Source organism: Streptomyces sp. NPDC046985 (assembly GCF_040644415.1).
Lineage (GTDB): Bacteria > Actinomycetota > Actinomycetes > Streptomycetales > Streptomycetaceae > Streptomyces.
Window position 1 is genome coordinate 441,467 of sequence record NZ_JBEYWK010000001.1, and the last position, 16,802, is coordinate 458,268.

The 16,802-nt window shown below is 69.5% G+C and carries 12 protein-coding genes, 1 tRNA gene and 5 pseudogenes; 8 read left to right on the top strand and 10 right to left on the bottom strand.

Translation table 11 applies throughout. From position 1 onward, the window contains the following. Nucleotides 1-750: 750 nt before the first annotated feature. Nucleotides 751-1,782 (bottom strand): alpha/beta hydrolase, encoded by a 1,032-nt coding sequence (locus ABZ861_RS01900; protein ID WP_361621999.1) that lies wholly within the window; start codon nt 1,780-1,782, stop codon nt 751-753. Between the two features lie 112 nt (nt 1,783-1,894). Then, entirely contained in the window at nt 1,895-2,866 is a 972-nt protein-coding gene (locus ABZ861_RS01905; protein ID WP_361622002.1) for an alpha/beta hydrolase, read from the bottom strand. 1,779 nt (nt 2,867-4,645) lie between these two features. Between ABZ861_RS01905 and ABZ861_RS01910 the strand changes: the two genes are divergently transcribed. Continuing rightward, nucleotides 4,646-5,140: a general stress protein gene (locus ABZ861_RS01910; RefSeq protein ID WP_361622005.1), complete on the top strand. Its 495-nt coding sequence runs from the start codon at nt 4,646-4,648 to the stop codon at nt 5,138-5,140. 99 nt (nt 5,141-5,239) lie between these two features. Further along, nucleotides 5,240-5,797 (top strand): hypothetical protein, encoded by a 558-nt coding sequence (locus tag ABZ861_RS01915; protein ID WP_361622008.1) that lies wholly within the window; start codon nt 5,240-5,242, stop codon nt 5,795-5,797. Nucleotides 5,798-6,073: 276 nt separating this feature from the next. Here ABZ861_RS01915 and ABZ861_RS01920 read toward each other — a convergent pair whose 3' ends face one another. Continuing rightward, a complete protein-coding gene (locus tag ABZ861_RS01920; protein WP_361622011.1) occupies nt 6,074-6,958 on the bottom strand; it encodes an alpha/beta fold hydrolase in 885 nt (294 codons plus the stop codon). 76 nt (nt 6,959-7,034) lie between these two features. Here ABZ861_RS01920 and ABZ861_RS01925 point away from each other — a divergent pair. Continuing rightward, nucleotides 7,035-7,226 (top strand): annotated as a pseudogene (locus ABZ861_RS01925) (transposase); the annotation flags it as partial. Nucleotides 7,227-7,280: 54 nt separating this feature from the next. Here ABZ861_RS01925 and ABZ861_RS01930 read toward each other — a convergent pair. From ABZ861_RS01930 to ABZ861_RS01955, 6 genes and pseudogenes are all read right to left on the bottom strand, one after another. Further along, nucleotides 7,281-7,493 carry a DUF255 domain-containing protein gene (locus ABZ861_RS01930; RefSeq protein ID WP_361622014.1) on the bottom strand — a complete coding sequence of 71 codons (213 nt, stop codon included), beginning with the start codon at nt 7,491-7,493 and terminating at the stop codon, nt 7,281-7,283. A 139-nt stretch (nt 7,494-7,632) separates the two neighbouring features. Next, nucleotides 7,633-10,353 carry a sigma-70 family RNA polymerase sigma factor gene (locus ABZ861_RS01935; protein ID WP_361622017.1) on the bottom strand — a complete coding sequence of 907 codons (2,721 nt, stop codon included), beginning with the start codon at nt 10,351-10,353 and terminating at the stop codon, nt 7,633-7,635. Nucleotides 10,354-10,581: 228 nt separating this feature from the next. Further along, nucleotides 10,582-10,728: pseudogene (locus ABZ861_RS01940) on the bottom strand (DUF255 domain-containing protein); the annotation flags it as partial. A 133-nt stretch (nt 10,729-10,861) separates the two neighbouring features. Further along, a pseudogene (locus ABZ861_RS01945) lies at nt 10,862-11,065 on the bottom strand (Tn3 family transposase); the annotation flags it as partial. 208 nt (nt 11,066-11,273) lie between these two features. Then, a pseudogene (locus ABZ861_RS01950) lies at nt 11,274-11,843 on the bottom strand (DedA family protein); the annotation flags it as partial. Then, nucleotides 11,741-12,472, bottom strand: a complete 732-nt coding sequence (locus ABZ861_RS01955; RefSeq protein ID WP_361622020.1) for a methyltransferase domain-containing protein — start codon at nt 12,470-12,472, stop codon at nt 11,741-11,743. The gene ABZ861_RS01955 and the pseudogene ABZ861_RS01950, both read right to left, overlap by 103 nt. A 156-nt stretch (nt 12,473-12,628) precedes the next feature. Here ABZ861_RS01955 and ABZ861_RS01960 point away from each other — a divergent pair, with 156 nt between their 5' ends. The 3 genes and pseudogenes from ABZ861_RS01960 to ABZ861_RS01970 all read left to right on the top strand — a co-directional run. Continuing rightward, nucleotides 12,629-13,747 carry a histidine kinase gene (locus ABZ861_RS01960; protein WP_361622023.1) on the top strand — a complete coding sequence of 373 codons (1,119 nt, stop codon included), beginning with the start codon at nt 12,629-12,631 and terminating at the stop codon, nt 13,745-13,747. Next, nucleotides 13,744-14,394, top strand: a complete 651-nt coding sequence (locus ABZ861_RS01965; protein ID WP_361622026.1) for a response regulator transcription factor — start codon at nt 13,744-13,746, stop codon at nt 14,392-14,394. The genes ABZ861_RS01960 and ABZ861_RS01965 overlap by 4 nt, the downstream gene beginning before the upstream one ends. A gap of 110 nt (nt 14,395-14,504) precedes the next feature. Further along, nucleotides 14,505-14,609: pseudogene (locus ABZ861_RS01970) on the top strand (phosphatidylserine decarboxylase family protein); the annotation flags it as partial. A 201-nt stretch (nt 14,610-14,810) separates the two neighbouring features. On the opposite strand, the gene ABZ861_RS01975 reads toward ABZ861_RS01970, so the two are convergent. Further along, nucleotides 14,811-15,854 (bottom strand): epoxide hydrolase, encoded by a 1,044-nt coding sequence (locus tag ABZ861_RS01975; protein WP_361622029.1) that lies wholly within the window; start codon nt 15,852-15,854, stop codon nt 14,811-14,813. Nucleotides 15,855-15,891: 37 nt separating this feature from the next. On the opposite strand from ABZ861_RS01975, the gene ABZ861_RS01980 reads away from it, so the two are divergent. Beyond that, nucleotides 15,892-16,452, top strand: coding sequence for a TetR family transcriptional regulator (locus tag ABZ861_RS01980; protein ID WP_361622032.1), 561 nt, complete (start codon nt 15,892-15,894; stop codon nt 16,450-16,452). Nucleotides 16,453-16,602: 150 nt separating this feature from the next. Continuing rightward, nucleotides 16,603-16,679 (top strand) — tRNA-Met (locus ABZ861_RS01985). The last annotated feature ends 123 nt before the right edge of the window (nt 16,680-16,802 follow it).

Below are 16,802 nucleotides of genomic sequence, written 5' to 3' on the forward strand. Positions count from 1 at the left end.
GACAGCCGGAAGCGGCAAGAACTCTTCACACTTCACCTGACAGGAGAAATTTACGCTGGGTCGGTTGGGCGCTTCCACAGCGAGCGTGCCCGGCCCGCCGCGGCGGAGGAAACGGCCGACACGAGAGAGGTGACCGTTGCGTGCCGGGTGCGGCATGGGTGTGACGCCGACTGGGGTCTGCACGTTCCCGTCGCACCGCGCTCCGGCGACCGGCGTCGTCCTGCACGATCACCGGCTCCGCCTCGCCGTCGACCGCGCAGCCCGTTTCCCGGCACCGCCCCGTGCACGCCGTCGAGACTGCGCAGGGCGCTCCGTCAGGGGTTCTCAAGAACGATTCACCACGGCACCGCCAACTCCTCGGCAAGACAGACGAGATGACGCTGCGAGATCCCGTGAAACAGCCGATGCGCGGACACCGCCCGACTGACCACGACCGTCGCCCTCGGATCATGCCACCGGCCAGGCACGATGCCTCATCCGCTGTCACGCGCCGATTCGGTGGCTCGGCGTTTGACGTCGGCCGTCGAAAGCGGCCTCGACCTTGCTGGCTCTCACGGTCAAGCGCCCGGCGTGGGAACGGCCTTCGTCTGATCCTGTCCTCTGTCGCAGAGGCACTTGCCCCGTACGAAGGCCGTGGCAATGCCCGCGTGAGCCGCGAGAACAGCGGCTGCCCGGTCCTCGGTCACGGCCGTCACGTTCTCACCTCTGAGCATCCTTCTTGATCGGGAGGTGATCCGGGACGAGGGCCGGTCAGAGTCGCGTGACGTCCACTACGGCCTGTGTGAAAGCGTCGGGTGCCTCTTGCGGCACGTTGTGCCCGATGTTGTGCAGAGTGCGGTGCTCGTACTTTCCCTTGAACTTGGCCCGGTAGGAGGAGCCGTTACCGGGTGGGGTGAAGGGGTCGAGGGCTCCGTCCAGAGCGATCGTGGGCAGTGAGATGGGGGATTCGCGTGCGAGTCGCGCCTCGACGTCGTCGTAGCGCGGATCGCTCTTGGCCAGGCCGAGCCGCCAGCGGTAGTTGTCGATGGTGACGGGGACGAAGTCCGGGTTGTCGAAAGCCGCCGCGGAGCGGTCGAAGGTGGCGTCGTCGAAATGCCAGGTCGGGGAGTTGGTCTTCCAGACCAGCTTGGTCAGGTCGTGCCGGTAGCGTTCCAGTCCGCGCTGGCCGCGGTCGGTGGCGAAGTAGTACTGATACCACCACGCCTGTTCCGTCTTCGGTGCGATCGGTTGCTGGGCGTTCTTGCGGTTGACGATCAGATAGCCGCCCACGGAGACCAGCCCCGTGACCCGCTCCGGATGCAGCACCGCGACGATGTCGGCTGCCCGTCCACCCCAGTCGAAGCCGGCGAGGACAGCCTTCTTGATCTTCAGGGCGTCCATGAGCGTGACGACGTCCGTTCCGAACACCGCCTGTTCGCCGGAGCGGGGCGTCGAGGAGGACAGGAAGCGTGTCGTGCCGTAGCCCCGCAGGTAGGGGACGATCACCCGGTAGCCCTTCGCAGCCAGCATCGGTGTGACCTTGACGAAGCTGTGGATGTCGTACGGCCAGCCGTGAAGCAGCAGCACCGCGGGGCCGGTGGCCGGACCCGCTTCGACATAGCCGACGTTCAGAACCCCGGCCTTCACCTGCTTGAGCGGGCCGAACCCTGTAGCGCCCTCGGAAGCCATGGGCGTCGCCATCGTGTCCGACACGGTCGTCGCGCACCCCGTGGCGGTCTGGGCCATTGCGGCGGTGACCGCTCCCATGCCGACCATCTTGCCGAAGTTCCGTCTGTCGATCATCTGAGTCCTTCCCTGGAATGCGGGGAGTGGACGGCGCACGTCGGCTCGAGAGGCGGGCGTGCGCCGTCCGCAGAAGGCATGCGGGCTACGGGCGCTGCATGCGCGCGGTGCGCTACTTTCCTCCCCCGCCGCCGGAGGGCGAGGAGGCCTGTGTGCTGCTCCACGCGTTGCGATAGGGGGCCAGGAACGAGTTCAGTCCCGCCACCATCTGTGCGGGCGCCTCTTCCTGGACCCAGTGTCCGGAGCCGGGCACGACCAGGCTCTGCACGTTGTTCGCGGTGAGCTTCATCGTCTTCGCGACTGCCGCTCCCTGGCTCGTCGCTCCCCCGATGCCGAGAACGGGCATGGGGAGTTTCCGGGTCGCGCGCTGCTTGTTCTGCGCGATGGTGGTGTCGAGCGCCTCGTACCAGCCGAAGCTTCCGTGCACGGTGTTCTTCCCGCAGGAAAGGATGTCGGTGTAGTACTTGACGGCGTAGTCGGGGATCTTCTTCGACCCCGCGGCCTCGATGGTGAACTGGTACCCGAAGTAGACGTCCTCGCGTCCCTTGACGAGCTTCTCGTTCACCTCGGGCACACGGTTGAAGGCCAGGTGGTAGGTCTTCTTCGTGGCCTCCGAGGAGGTGACCAGAGGCGGCGAGGGAGTCACACCCGGTATGAAGGAGTCGACCACGGCCAGACGGTCGACCCGGTCGGGGTGGTCCGCGGCCAGGGCGTAGCCGATCGACATTCCGGTGTCGTGGCCGACCACGGCGAACTTCCGGTGGCCGAGCTTGTCCATCAGCGCCACCATGTCGTTGGCGAGGGCGCGGGTGTCGTACCCGCCCTTCGGCTTGTCGGTCAGCCCGATGCCACGCTGGTCGGGGACGATCAGCGTGTACTTCTTCGCCAGCTCGGGCATGACCAGGCGCCAGGTGTACCAGTTCTCCGGCCAGCCGTGGATCAGCAGCAGAGGAGGCCCCTCGCCTCCGATGTACACGTGCTGACGCAGCCCTCCAGCGTTGACGAACCGGCTGGTGAACGTGTCGGTGAACGCCTTCGACAGGCGAGGCGGCTGGACCGAGCAGTCTTGTCCCTCCGTTTTCATAGCAGCGGCGGGTTTGGCGGACTGGGGGTGGGAGGGGCTGAAGCTCCCAGCCGCCGCCAGCGAGGCGCCGCTCACAACGAGCGCCACAGCAGCCGCGACGGACCCGCGGGCCAAGCGTCGGGGCGTCCGGGCGCTGGCTGTGTTCTCGCCCGGTTCGCGGTCAGAGGATGCTTGGGGCACGAGGCTTCCCTTTCACCTTGGACGGCACAGCGAAGACGGACCGCCGTATGCACGCCGAGGACGGCGTTGGAGTGCACCGACAGCCGGCGACGACGTACGACGGGCTCGGAACTGGGGAGGGCCGCCGGTCGCGAAGCGACTGGGCCCCGGCGCTCGGCGATGCCGAAACCAGGCCAGGTCCGGGCTGGTGACTTCACTATCCGCAGACCGAATAGGCGCCGCCAGACAACGCGGCCGATCGGGTGAAGCAACCATGAGGTGAACCGTTCCGGGTCTGATCGATTCTCTGGATCTTGGCTGTGACCTCGGTTTTCGTGGTCTGACTCTGGACAGCGTCTTCACAGGTCAGATCCAGAGCAGGACTGAGGCGAGGGTGACGACGGTTCGGCAGGACACGCGGGTCCGTCGTAGCGGGTAGCCAGCCCGCGGCACTGCTGGAGGCGGTTGAAGCAGCGCTGCCCACGTCATTGCCGCTCAATCGGCAGCCGTTTCGGCACACACGTGACGGTGGCCCCTCGCGTCAGGTGGTTGTGCGCTAAAAGCAGCCTGGTGTCAGGGAAGTTCTGCTCCAGACTGCTCGTTCGCCAAATAGGTGGCGTACCAGTCGGCACGCTTGGCGTCGGGCGAGCCGGTGCGCTCCTGGTGCTCTCTGTGAGCAACTGCGCGTGGCAGTGCCGCCGCGAGGTCGGCGACCGACGCGAACGTGGTGCCCGCACCGGGGTCATTGCGCGCCCGGGGAGGCGAGACGTCACCTCCTGTGGCCGCCAGACGTTGCCGTCGGGATCACTGATCTCAGCGACGGAACGGTGGCCGCGTCACTCGTGGTCCGAAGCGCGGACCCGACCGCCGTCCTCCCCTCGATGAGAGATTTCCCCCCACGTCCCCATTTGAGGAAAGCAGGTGCTCTCGGGTCCTCTCCAGGTTCGATGCCACCAGGAACATGCCTTGTGCAGCCACTTAGAGTGCGCATCGGGTACGCAGCGGCAGAACTGCCGCTGCACCTTCGTGGCTGAGGGCTTAACGTCGAGAGGTAGGCGAACGCACCACACGAGGTGTAGGGGTGAGCGGAACCACGCTCTGCTGGGCTGTCGCGTCGGAGGTGACGCATGACATCGAGAGGATGTGGGCTTCGGGCCGCCGTCGACCGGGCGGACACCGTCACCGCCCTCGACCTCGTCGGCTACGTCCGCACCTCGCTCAGTAGCCGGGCCGCGAGTAGCACACCTGAGTTCACCGTCCAGAAGCCGCCGGCCAGGGCACAAACGCGTGTTCCAGGTGGCGAGCAGGCCACGGAGACCCGGTGGGCCGGCCCCGCCCCGCACGCCCGTCCACGGCGCGTAACTCAGGTCGGCCGCGCGCGGCCGGATGGCATCCGTGGCCTCCGTCGAAGCTGCCCGACAGCAACGGTCGGTGCGCCGGCCTTGACAGACAGTCCCATGATCGTTCCCTGGATTGCGGATCGGCGGCCTTAGCGGGCTCTCGAGCTGGACTTCCGATGCCGTTCCGCACGCCTACGCCGCGGTGACGGTGCGGGTTCCGGGCGCGCTGATTGACCCGTCTTGCACGGCAGCCGCCACGTCACGCCGAAAGGATCAGGAAATGGAATCGAACGGATTCGGATCGCCGCCGGGACCGGATTCCGCGGGCAGTGCAGGCGATGCGTGGAACACCGTGACTACCTACGACACCTACGAGGACGCCCAAGCGGCGGTGGACCGTCTTTCCGACGAGCAGTTCCCCGTGGAAAACCTGGAGATCGTCGGATCGGGTCTGCGTCTGGTGGAGCATGTGACCGGCCGTCTGACGAAAGGCAAGGCGGCGGCGGCTGGAGCCGCCAGCGGCGCGTGGTTCGGTCTGTTCATCGCCCTGCTGCTCGGTATCTTCGCCTCCGTCAGAGCTTGGCTGGCACTCATCGTGGTGGGCCTTGTCATCGGTGCTGTCTGGGGAGCCGTCTTCGGCTTTGTCGGCCATCGCGCCACAGGCGGCAAGCGCGACTTCTCTTCGAACCAACACCTTGTCGCCTCGCAGTACGCCGTGATCGCACGAGGCGGTTTGGCCGACCGCGCACGGAATATTCTGGAAACCACCACCTGATGGTGAGTCCACACGGTGAGAACCGAGTCGCGGCCGTGGCCCGTATCGGCAGCATGACAACGGCGAGGGAACGTCAGCGCGCTCCACGAACGGCGCGCGATGCTTTCTGTCGAGGCGGCGTATTCGACCCTCGGAAATCACAGGAAGGTGACCGATATGCCGGAAGAAAAGATACTTACGTCATTCGACGGTGTGCTGGTGACGATCCGTTCGAAGAAGTCTTTCTTCGAAGTCACCAAGGCGATCGAGGAACGCCTGCAGCGCTTCTCCACCTCGAAGATGGTGGAGTACGTGGTGGTAAAAGACGTAAAAGGCCTTGAAGATTACGTCGAGAAGATTTCCGAACCCAGTCGGTTCTCCATCTTCTGGGAATTCGAACAAGGGTCATGCATGAGGCTGGCCGGCATCCCCACCGAGTCGAAGTTCTATCTGGTCGGAAATGCTGTCATCGCGCGTGGACTCTTCAAGTACAGCGGGGCGGCAGGCCTCGGGGCGCCGGTGCGGATTTGCGTTTCACAGCGCGACGGTGAAGACACCCGCATCGACATGGATCTCCCGTCGGCCTTCTTCGGGAAGTTCCCCGAGATGAGCGCGTCTGACGTTCCTGCCGTTCTCGATGCCGAGATGGTCAAGGTATTCGAGGACGCCGCTGCTTAGACCGTGTCCTGCATGGTCGGTTCGAGGAACCGCTTACAGCACAGAGAGCGTCTGCCAGGCCGAAGAAGGTCAGGTGGTTGGTGTCCGCCGACATCCGTTAGTTTTCAGGCGGCGGCAGCAAGATCGGCGCCTTGAGGAGTCGGTAGACGCGGTCGACGAGCGCGATGAAGTCCCGCTCGCCCATGCTACGGCGCTCGCCTTTGCCCGCTCGGTGGGTGCGCACACGGCAACTGGGCGGAACGGGACGAGGCAGACCGCGCCGATACGTAGGTTTTCTCAAGCGTGCCCCGTGAGCCAACCGGAGAGAAGCGGGCCGACCATGTCGGGGGCCTCGACCTGGGGGAAATGCCCGATGGCCGGAGGGCCACTCAGGACGGTGACCTTCGCGTCCGGTACCGTTTCGCGAATGCGTGGAATCACATGGGCGCCGCTGACTGGATCGGCGGGACCCCATATGAACTGCTGTTCCCCCGGATAAGTGCGCACCGCGTCCGTCCAGCGCGTGCTGTGCTCCCGGCGTTCGGCCATGTACCGAAGGAGCGAGGGCAGGACACGGATACCGTCGCGGGCCCGCGCGCCGAGCCACAAATCGTGCAGCAAATCATCCGAGAGAGGGCGCTCGCCGATGAGGCGGTTGATGGAGACGATGAACTTCTCTTCGTCCATCTGCTGTGCGGCCTTCGCTCCCTCAGGGCCGGACAGCGACTTCTGCTCGGGAATCGGATGGTGAAGGTCCGGCCAGATGCCTCCGTTGAGCCACGTCACGGAGTTCACCCGATGGGTGTCCCTGGCCAGGAGTTCCTGGGCCACGGACACCCCGTAGTCGTGCGCGACCAGAGCGGTGACGTCTCGGGCGTCGAGCCTCCAAAGCGCCTCAATGAGATCGGCCTGTTCGAGGACCGAGTACGCGTGCGGATAGGGCTTGTCGCTCTCACCGAAGCCTACGAAGTCGGTGGTGGTGACCCGCAACCCCGCCGACGCCAGCAAGGGTACGACAGCCGCCCAGTCGTGCGACGAGGTGGGGAACCCGTGCAGCATGGTGACGGGCGGGCCATCCTCGGGACCGTCCCGGCGCACGAACACCGTGTGCGGAAATCCGGGAAGGGAAAGCCGCCTTCCACCAGCGATCCATTCTTCTCGAGCCTGTGCGACGTTTCCCATGTTCGCTCCATCTACGGGTTTGCGTTGGCGGGACCCGCACAGCCACCCGTTGCGAGCATTTCCGGGTTCGATCGGGGGTGGGCGGCGGGAGAAGCACCCGCGTCGGCAGATCGGGGGCGCGATCTTGTACGTGGCCAGGACCGGCTGTCAGTGGCGCCGCCTCCCCGACGACTTCCTGCCGCAGCCGACGGTGTCCTGGTACTTCACCTGGTGGCACGGCGACGGCACCGTGAACAGGGGACACGACGCGCCCACGCGGAACCCATGATCCGCTGGGCCATGACCGACGTGATACTCCGCCGGCTCACCCGCGGAGAACCCGTCAACCGACCCGGCCCCAAAGCCCTACGACGAGTTCTCCGAGCCGATCTCGAACGCGCTCTGAGTGGCACGACGAATAGCCCACCGAGAGAAGGACGGGTACGTCGCGCCGCTTGGCCTCTTGCGTCGCCCCCTCTCCCCATGGCCACCAGTCCACTGGATGGGAGGCGTGCTGGAGGAGGTAGGACGACCGGGAGTTCGCCAGTCGCTTCATACCCGCATCGTCGCACGATCCGGACCAGGACGGGTGGCCGTGTGCGTGCGACGCAGGATGCGGACGCCGGCCGGGTCCGGCCCTCGCCGGGAGCCCTGGGGCGCACCCGCACGACCGCGGCGTTCCCGGCCCGGCCGTGTCACGGCCGCCTGCGTCGGGCGAGCGCGAGCAGACCGGCCCCGGCGACCAGGACGCCCGCGGCGATGCTCAGCGGCAGCACCGGGTCGGACCCGCCGGTCCGCGCCAGCGGTTCGCTCCCGCCCTGGGCCGTGAGGCCGGAGTCGCGGTCACCGGCCGCGCCGGATGTCGCGCCCTTGCCGCCGGCCGTGTCCGCGCCGGATGTCGCGCCCCTGCCGCCGGCCGCGTTCGCGCCGGTCTCCGTGCCCGCGCCCTCGGCCGGGCTCCGCTGCCCCGGCGCCGACGACTCACCGGCGCCCGTGACGGTCTCCGCGGCTGCTCCAAAGCTGTACGCGCCCCGGTCCGGTGCGCCGCCCTCGCGGGCAGCCCCGGTGAAGTCGGTGGACACGGCCGGGAACGCGAGGGCGGAGCCGATGGCGGGCGAGCCCTTCATGAGGCGGAAGTCCGCGTTCGGGCTCGTGCCGGGGGCGACGAACCTCGGGTCGGCGATGATGTCGTGCGGGCCCTTGGCCTCGGGCGCCTTGCCGCCGAAGTAGACGTTGTAGTCGTACGTGACGTTCACGTTGCGGGACGTGCTGTTGGTGGCCTGACCCGGGCGGCCGTAGGCGATGTTGTCGAGGAGCCGTACGTCGGTGCTGTCGTGGGCGAAGATGTTGGCGTAGGGCGTGGTGATCCGGGTGCTGCGGCCATTCAGATAGGCCGTGTTGTGGACGATGTCGACGTGCTGGCTCTTGTAGGAGTGGATGCCCGAACCGCCGTTGTCATAACTGATGTTGTCGGCGACCAGAACGCGTCCGTTGTAGGCCGGCCTTCCCCGCTCGGGGTCGCCCTTCGTCGTGTCGACGATGATGCCGTTGCCGTCGGAATAGCAGCGGCAGCCTTCCCACTTGACTTTGGTCTCGTTGTCGTGGACGCGGTTGCCGGTGATGCGGATCTTGTACGTCCGCGGGTCGCCGCCGTCGGTGTCGCGGGGGGTGAGGACGGAGATGCCGCTGCTGCCGTAGACGGTGTACCAGGCGTTGGAGTAGACGTGGTTGCCGGTGATGTCGACGTGGTCGGCCTCGATCGCGGAGATCCCGCCGCCCGCGCAGTCATGCACCAGGTTGCCGATGATGTCGACGTGGTGGGGGAACGCGCCGGACTCCCGGTTCTTCTCCACGGATATGCAGTTGGTGTTGTACGTGGGGTCGGTCTTGCTCGACGAGCGTTCGGCGTCGGCCAGGGACAGCGCGGCGTTGTTGCCCTCGACCTCCAGGTTCTTGATGACGATGTAGGACGCGCCGTAGACGCTGATGCCGTTCCAGGCCGTCTTCGGGTGCAGGACCGGCCGGTGGCCGGGATACGCCATGAAGGTGATGGGCGCTCCCGGACGCCCCGAGCGTGTGACGGTCAGCACGTTGGAACCCTTGCGGGGCTCGGTGTACGTGCCGTTCATGACGGCGACGACGTCGCCGGGGCCGGCCAGGTCCGCGGTCTTCTGGAGGGTGCGGAACGGCGATCCGGCCGACGTGCCGGGGTTGGAGTCGCTGCCGCCGGCGCTGACGAAGTAGGTGGGGGCGAAGGTCTTCGCGGGCGGGGACGTGCGGAAGCTCGCGGCGACGGGGGACGGGGCGGGGGTGCGGCTCTTCGCGGGGGCGGGCGTCCTCGTCATCGTCGACGGACTCGCCTGTGCGGCCGTACTGTGCGCGTCGACGGAGTACTCCGCCCGCGACGGGACCATGACGAGGCCCGTCACCACGAGCGCGGTCACCCCGGCGGCGACGGCCGCGCTCGTCACCTTGGCGGGGAGTCCGGCGAGCATGCTGTGACCGCCGCTCGAGCGGCCGGCCGCGCGGCGGCCGTGCCCGCGCAACGCCGACCGGGGAGCGGTGTGCCGGGCGGTCGCGGCCGGGTGGGGGTGGCCCCCGGCGCCGACGACACCGGCCTCGGCCGGGTCGCCCGCGCGACCGGGTACGAGCAGGGGCAGGCCGGCGAGCAGCCGCTCGGGCGAGACCAGTCGGCCGGCGGGATGACCGCACGGCTCGCAGGCGCGCAGGTGCCGGGCGATCCGCTTGCGCAGCAGGGGGCTGGGAGTCGGGTCGCCCGCCCCGGCCAGCTCGGTCAGCTCCGCGCAGCGCGGGGCGCGGGACAGCGCTCGGACGACCGTCCGCGCCACGTCTAGCTGGGTCTTCATCCGCTGGACCTGAACCGCCAGATGGGCCGCCGAAAGGTGCACAGCCGCTGCGACGTCCTTGCGGGACAGCCGTCCGCACGCCTCCAGCCACCACAGCGACAGCAGGTCGCGGTACGACGGGTCGAGCCACGCGGTGGCGGCGGCGACCTGCCGCTGCTCGGCGGAGAGCGACTGCCGCAGCAGGAAGAGAGTCGCGAAGTCGGGTTCCGGCGCGTGCCGTTCGTCGGCGTGCTCCAGTGTCGTCAGCCGGCCGGACCGCGCCCGGCGCCGGGCGTCGGTGAGCTGGCGGACCGCGATGGCCACCAGCCAGGAGCGGAACTTCGCCGTGTCCCGCAGGTCCGGCAGCGCGCGGATCACCGCGACCATGGTGTCCTGCACGATGTCGTCGACGTCGAGGTCGCTCTCCGCCGCCCGCCCGACCACGTTGTAGACCAGCGGCAGGGCCCCTGCGGTGAGCCGTTCGACTGCTCCGGCGTCCCCGTCGCGGGCTGCCTCGACCGTGCGGCGGTCCGGAAACGCGTCGGTCCTGACGGACCCGTCATGTCGCATGCGATACATCCTCGGACGAGAGCAGGTGTGGCTGCTCTGGTGGACGGTTTTCGCAGCAGGAGACGAGCGGGCCCCCCGGGCATAACACTTTTCGCACCGCGGACCCGCCTGCCTTCCTCCTCGCCGGACGACCGCCCCTCAGCTCGGCCGCCCGCATCGGCGTTGAGCGGATCGAGGACGCCGTGCCGGCAGCCGTGGTCGCCGCCCCGAACCGCGTCACCAGCGGCGGGCGTTGCAGCCGACGCTCAAGAACGCGGAGACGTCGCGCCGCCGGGCTTCGTCGCACGCGTCCGCCTCTCACGGCGACCAGTCAACGGGGCGGTCCGCGCACTGAAGGAGACACGGGGACGTGGCGTGGGCGGGTCGGTTGGGCATGCCCCCATCCTTGCGCACCGGCCTGCGCCCCAGCCATCCCCGCGGGGGCAGGGGTGGGGGCGAGGAAGCGGTAGCGGCCGAGCGGGTCGAGGACCAGGCCGAGTGCGCCGAGCCGATCCTCCATCCCGTCGCGGTGTGCACGGACCTGGTGGGCGACCAGACAATCAGCGGCCTTCGGCGTGTCCGGCCAGTGCGTGATCGCCTTGTCGAGGTCCACGCGGCTGCGGGCCGGATTCTCGACCGCGCCGTACGTGCCCGTCGCGACGCCGAGCCTCGTGGGCCGCCAGAACCGCTGGTCGTCCGGGTCGCGGAACCGCGGGCCGAAGTCGTGGCCGACTGGTGCGGCGGGCGTGCTCAGGTGCGCGAGGCGACCGGGGTCGTGGCGCCGGTTGTCCTCGGAGGCCGCCTGTGCGGGCTCGGGCGCGACGGCGGATCCAGCCGGTGGCCAGGACGACCCCGGCGATCAGTGCGGCGGCGGCGAGGAGAGCGGGTCCGCTGAGGGTGACGACGTGCTTCAGGGAGGTGGCCGCGGTGTAGCCGACCGTGGCTTCGGCGCCGGCCCACAGGGGTGCCGCCAGCAGGCTGTAGGGGGCGATGCGCCGGTAGGGCAGCCCGCTCGCGCCCGCCACATGCGGGGCCAGGGTGCGTACAACAGCGACGAAGCGGGCGAGGAAGACGGCCTGTCCACCGCGTTGGGCCATGAGAATCTCGGTCCGCTGCCACGCGGAGGCAGGGATGCGGCGGCCGAGGCGGCCGGCCCGTAGACGGCTTCCCAGAAGGCGCCCGGTGCGGTGGCCGAGGGCGTCCCCGGCCACGACCGCGCACGAGGCGGTGGCGATGATCAGGACCAGATTCAGGTCACCGGCGCGGGCCAGTGCGCCGAAGGCCAGCAGCAGGGTCAGGGTCGGGACGAACGCGCCGATCAGCAGCACGGACTCGGCCAGCACCGCGGCGGCCAGGATCGCGTAGGCGGCGGGTGAGGGGACCTGGCTGACGAGGCCGGTCAGCGTGTTCACCGGCCTGCTCCGGCCAGGGCGGTCAGCGAGGTCACCGGGGCCGTCGCGGGTGCGGGACGGCGCAGACGCCAGACCCTCGCCGGGGGCAGGTTGGCCCACACGGTCCAGCAGCCGGTGGCGTACCGGCGCTGGTAGTCCGCGAGGACCTCTTCGACGCCGCGGTGACGGCGCGCCTGTGCCCGGGTGGCGGTCAGGGCGCGGGCGTAGCGGGTGCCCCGGTAGGCGAAGTAGGTGAGCGTGCCGCCGGGCTCCAGCATGTTCATGTACCGGTCCATGATCGTCTCGACCTGGGCGGGAGTGAAGTTGGTGAAGGGCAGACCGGAGACGATCACGTCGTAGCGGCGGCCGGTGTCGAGTTCTTCCACGAAGGCGTGGTGGACGCGGACGCGTTCGCTGTCGCCCGCCAGATGAGGGTGGGCACGGACGAGGCGGCGCAGCCGGGCGGCGAAGCGGGGGTTGGCCTCGACGACGTCCAGGAGACTGGCGCAGGCGAGGCGGGGGATGAGTGCGCGGGTGACCGAGCCGGTGCCCGCGCCTGCCTCCAGGACGTTCACCGGCCGTGCGCCGTGCTCGGCCACCGGGTCGGTGAGCAGGCGGGCCAGGACCCGGCCGCTGGGGGCGATGGCGCCGGTGGTGCGCAGATCGCGGGCCGCTTCGAGGAGGAACGTCCAGCCCTCGGCGTTGCGCTGCGCGAGGACCCGGTCGTGTGAGGTAGTCCAGTCGTCCATGTCTTCGACGCTACGAAGGCCGACAGCCCTGCGAATCCGCCCTTGTGCGACCTGTAGCCCCTACGAAAGTAGGGGGACACCGTGGCAGAACGACGGATGAGGAAGGTCTCGCGGCATGCCTACGATTTGCCGGTGATTCGGGAACACAGTCAGAGTTTGGCCGCATACGGCAGATACGGTCTGGTGGCCCTGCTGACCCTGGGCGCTGTTCAGAACGGCGCGTCGACGGCCGGCGGCCACTACCTCACGCTCCGCAGCGCCGTGGTGGGGTTGTGCGGCGTGCTCCTGCTGCTGCGCCGAGGCCACTGGCTGCTCACTCCCGCCGTGGCGACGGCCGCGGCCGGAGTGTGGGGCTGGCCGTTGCTCCCGCTGCTGGTGCTGGCCTTGTTCGACCTTGCCGCAGACCGTCATACGCGGACCGCCGTGGCCTGCGCCGTCGCCGCGCTGACCGCGAACGCGGTCTTTCCCCCGACGGTGTCCCTGTGGCGGCCGCAGCAGTACGGCTCCAGCCTGTTCCTGTTGTTGGCCGTCGTGGGAGGTCTGTGGATGGGCAACCGGCGCCGCCTCGTGCGGGCGCTGAACGCACAGGTCGAACACCTGAGGATCGAACGAGAACTGCGCGAGGACGCCGCACGCGTCGCCGAGCGGTCCGCGATCGCCGCGGAGATGCACGACGTGCTCGCCCACCGGCTCAGCCTGATCGCCCTGCACACCGGCGTCCTGGCCACCAGAAAGGACGCTCTGCCCGCCCCCGTCGCCGAACGCCTCGCACTGCTGCGCACCGCCTCCACCGACGCGCTGACCGACCTGCGCGACGTCCTCGGCGCCCTGCGCACCACCAGCCGCAGCGCCTGCGCCGACGGGCCGGCGCCGGTCCTGCGGGACGTGCAGGAAGTGATCGAGCAGGCCAGGAGCGCGGGACAGCGCATCGACACCGCTGTCGACGGCGCACCCGAGCAGGCCCCCGCGGCGCATCGGCTCGCCGTCCTGCGGCTGACTCAGGAAGCCCTGACCAACGCCCGCAAGCACGCCCCCGACGCGGCCGTTCGCGTGCGCATCGACTACGGGCCGCCCGCCACCCTCGTCGAGGTCGTCAACACCCCCGGCGCCCGCACCGGTCAGGCGGTGCCCTCCGGCTTCGGGCTGGTGGGCCTGCGCGAGCGCGTCGAGGCACTCGGCGGGCGCCTCGACGCAGGCCCCTGCGGCGCCGGCGCCTGGCGTCTGACCGCCCGCATCCCCCACCTCACCGCCGAGCAGAACGGCATCCGCCTGTGATCCGCGCCATGATCGTCGACGACGACGCCCTCGTACGCCTCGGACTGGCCGACCTCCTCGACGGCGACGAGGACGTCGAAGTCGTCGCCCAGGCCGCCGACGGCCTGCACGCCGTCGAACTGGCCACCGCCCACCGCGTCGACGTCGCCCTCGTCGACGTCCGCATGCCCCGCATGGACGGCATCGCCGCCACCGCACGACTGCGCGCCCTGCCCCACCCGCCGAAGATCATCACCCTGACCACGTTCGACCTCGACGAGTACGTCTACGACGCACTGGCCGCAGGCGCCGACGGCTTCCTCCTCAAAGACACCGACCCCGCCGAGATCCTGCGCGCCGTCCACCTCGTCGCCGCCGGTTCCGCCATGCTCCACCCCGCCGCCGCACGCCGCCTCATCGACCGCTACCACCGCACCACACGCCCCCACGCCGCCGATGCTCAGAGCCGCATCGCCTCTCTCACCCCCCGCGAGCAGGACGTCTTGGCCCTGCTCGCTCAGGGCGACACCAACGCCGACGTTGCGCAGCGGCTCGGCATGCGGGAGAGCACCGTCAAATCCCACGTCAGCCGCATCCTGACCACCCTTGAGGTCACCAACCGAGTGCAGGCCGCCCTCCTGGCCCGCGACGCCGGCCTCACACGATGAGCAGCACGGCAGCACCCTCACGAACCGGGCCAGACCCTGCGATCTCCGGTTGCGATCTCCGGTCCAGAGCGGCACGAGCCCGCCGCCGTCGCACCCACCACTGGTACTTCCGCTTCGGCTCGCGCGTGGACGTCTACCTGCCCGAGGGAGTGGAGGCCGACGTCGAGGTCGCCCAGAAGACCGTCGCTGGGGTGACACGCCTCGATCGTCGGTGAGACGCGACCCAGTGCGGCGCTCGCCTCCGCGGCCTGGACGCGAGCCCGGTCTGACGAGTGCTTCGAATGACTGAGAATCAGAACCGAGATTCACCGAGACGGTGGCTTCTGACTATGCGCGACGTCTCTGAAGTCTTCGTGTGCGCATACCACGTGTCCCGGCGAGCGCTTCGGCGAGCGCGCGTCGGTGAGGGCTCGGCTTCAGTCGTCGGCCAGTTCGACCGCACGGCGGAGGTCTTCGGCGTACGCCTCGGGCTGTTCCCAGGCTGCGAAGTGGCCGCCGGCGGGGTGTTCCACGTAGGCGCGGACGTTCAGGAACGCCTCGGCGTAGCTTCGCGGCTCCGGTTTGACGTCGTGCGCGAACACCGACAGGACGGTGGGAGCGTCGACCCGGTCGGGGAGGGCGACCGGTTCGGTGTAGGAGGCGAAGGACGTGCCGATCGTGCCGGTGACCCAGTAGGCGGTGACCCAGGTCAGCAGGTCGTCCGGGGTGAAGGCCGCCTCGTCGGACCAGGACTCCAGCTTCTCGACGATCCACGCCGCGAGGCCGGCGGGTGAGTCGCCGAGGGCGACGGCGAGGGTGTTCGGCCGCGTCGACTGCTCCGCGATGTAGCCGCCCTCGGTCCGGAACCACTGCGCCGCCCGGCGGAGGTGGGCCGCCGCGTCGGGCGCGAGCGTCGCCGGGTCCGCCGTGAGCGCGTGCTGCGGGGCGGTGTTGGTGAGGTGCAGGGCGGCCACCCGGTCCGGGTGTTCGGCCGCGAGGATCTCCGCGACGGTCGCGCCCACGTCGCCGCCGGACACCGTGTACCGCGGGTGACCGAGCGCGTCCAGAGCATCCGCGACGACCCCGGCGATGCGGTGGGCCGACATGCCGGGAGCGGTGAGCGGGGCCGCGAACGGGAAGCCGGGCAGCGCGGGAACCACCACGTGCAGGTCCGTGAGCAGCGGCAGGACGCGCTCGAACCGCAGCACCGAGTCCGGCCAGCCGTGCAGCAGCACGACGACCGGGGCGTCGGGATGCGCGGACCGCTGGTGGATCACTCGCAGTTCGACGTCGCCTGCCTGCACCGTCGCCCAGGGGAGCGCGGCTATGCGTCGCTCGTGAACGCCCCAGTCGTACGTGTTCGCCCAGCGGTCGAGCAGTGCGTCCAGGCGGGCGCCGCCGATGCCGCGCGTGTGGTCGTCACTCCACGGGGTCGTGACGCGCCGCGTCCGCCGGAGTCGCTCTCGTGTCTCGTCGTCCATGTGTATCAGCGTACACATAATGTGTATGCTCGTATACATGAGTGTGCGCAACGCGGCCGCCACCAGGCGACGGATCCTGGAACACGCCCGAGACCAGTTCGCCCAGCACGGATACGCGGCCGTCACGGTCAGAGGCGTGGCGGATGCGGCCGAGGTGTCGCCGAACCTGATCACGCGCTACTTCGGCGGCAAGGACGGCCTCTTTCTGGCGGCGACCCGGGTGGAGATACCGGTCTCGGACTCCTTCGACGGCGACCGCTCCGAACTGGGCGCCCGCCTGGCGGCGAGCATCGTCCAGCGCTGGTTCGGCGCACCCGGGGAGGATCCGCTGCTCGTGCTGCAACGCGCGTCCGGGGAAAGGCCGGAGGCGGCGGAGGCGCTGACCGCGTTCCTCGACTCCCACTCGCTGGCGCCACTGCACCGTTACCTGCGCGACAGCGGCGTGGACGACGCGGACGCCCGCAGCCGGGCGGCGGCGATCGACGCCTTCGTGCTCGGCGTCTCGACCCGCCGCCGGGTCCTGCGCTCCGAACTCGGCGACCCCGCCGCCCTCCAGAGCTGGCTGGGCGACACCATCCAACGCCTCGCCGACGGCTGACTCGGCGCAGGCGAGGGCGGCGGCGCAGGCCCGTGTCCCAGGCGGCGGCTGTGGCAGCGCTTCGCGGAGGCGTCCAGTGCGCCGTCGGAGCCGGTTCCGGACCCGGTGGCGCGCCCCGCCTCTGCGAGGCGGTAGAGTAGGCACTGCCGACGCGGGGTGGAGCAGCTCGGTAGCTCGCTGGGCTCATAACCCAGAGGTCGCAGGTTCAAATCCTGTCCCCGCTACCAACGCAAGGGGCCCGGTTCGTCACCGGGCCCCTTTGCCATGTCCGGGGACAGTCCGTTGCCGTGTCCGGGGACAGTTTGTCGAGCGCCGGGGCGGGCCCGGCGATGAACCAGGCCCGCCCCTCC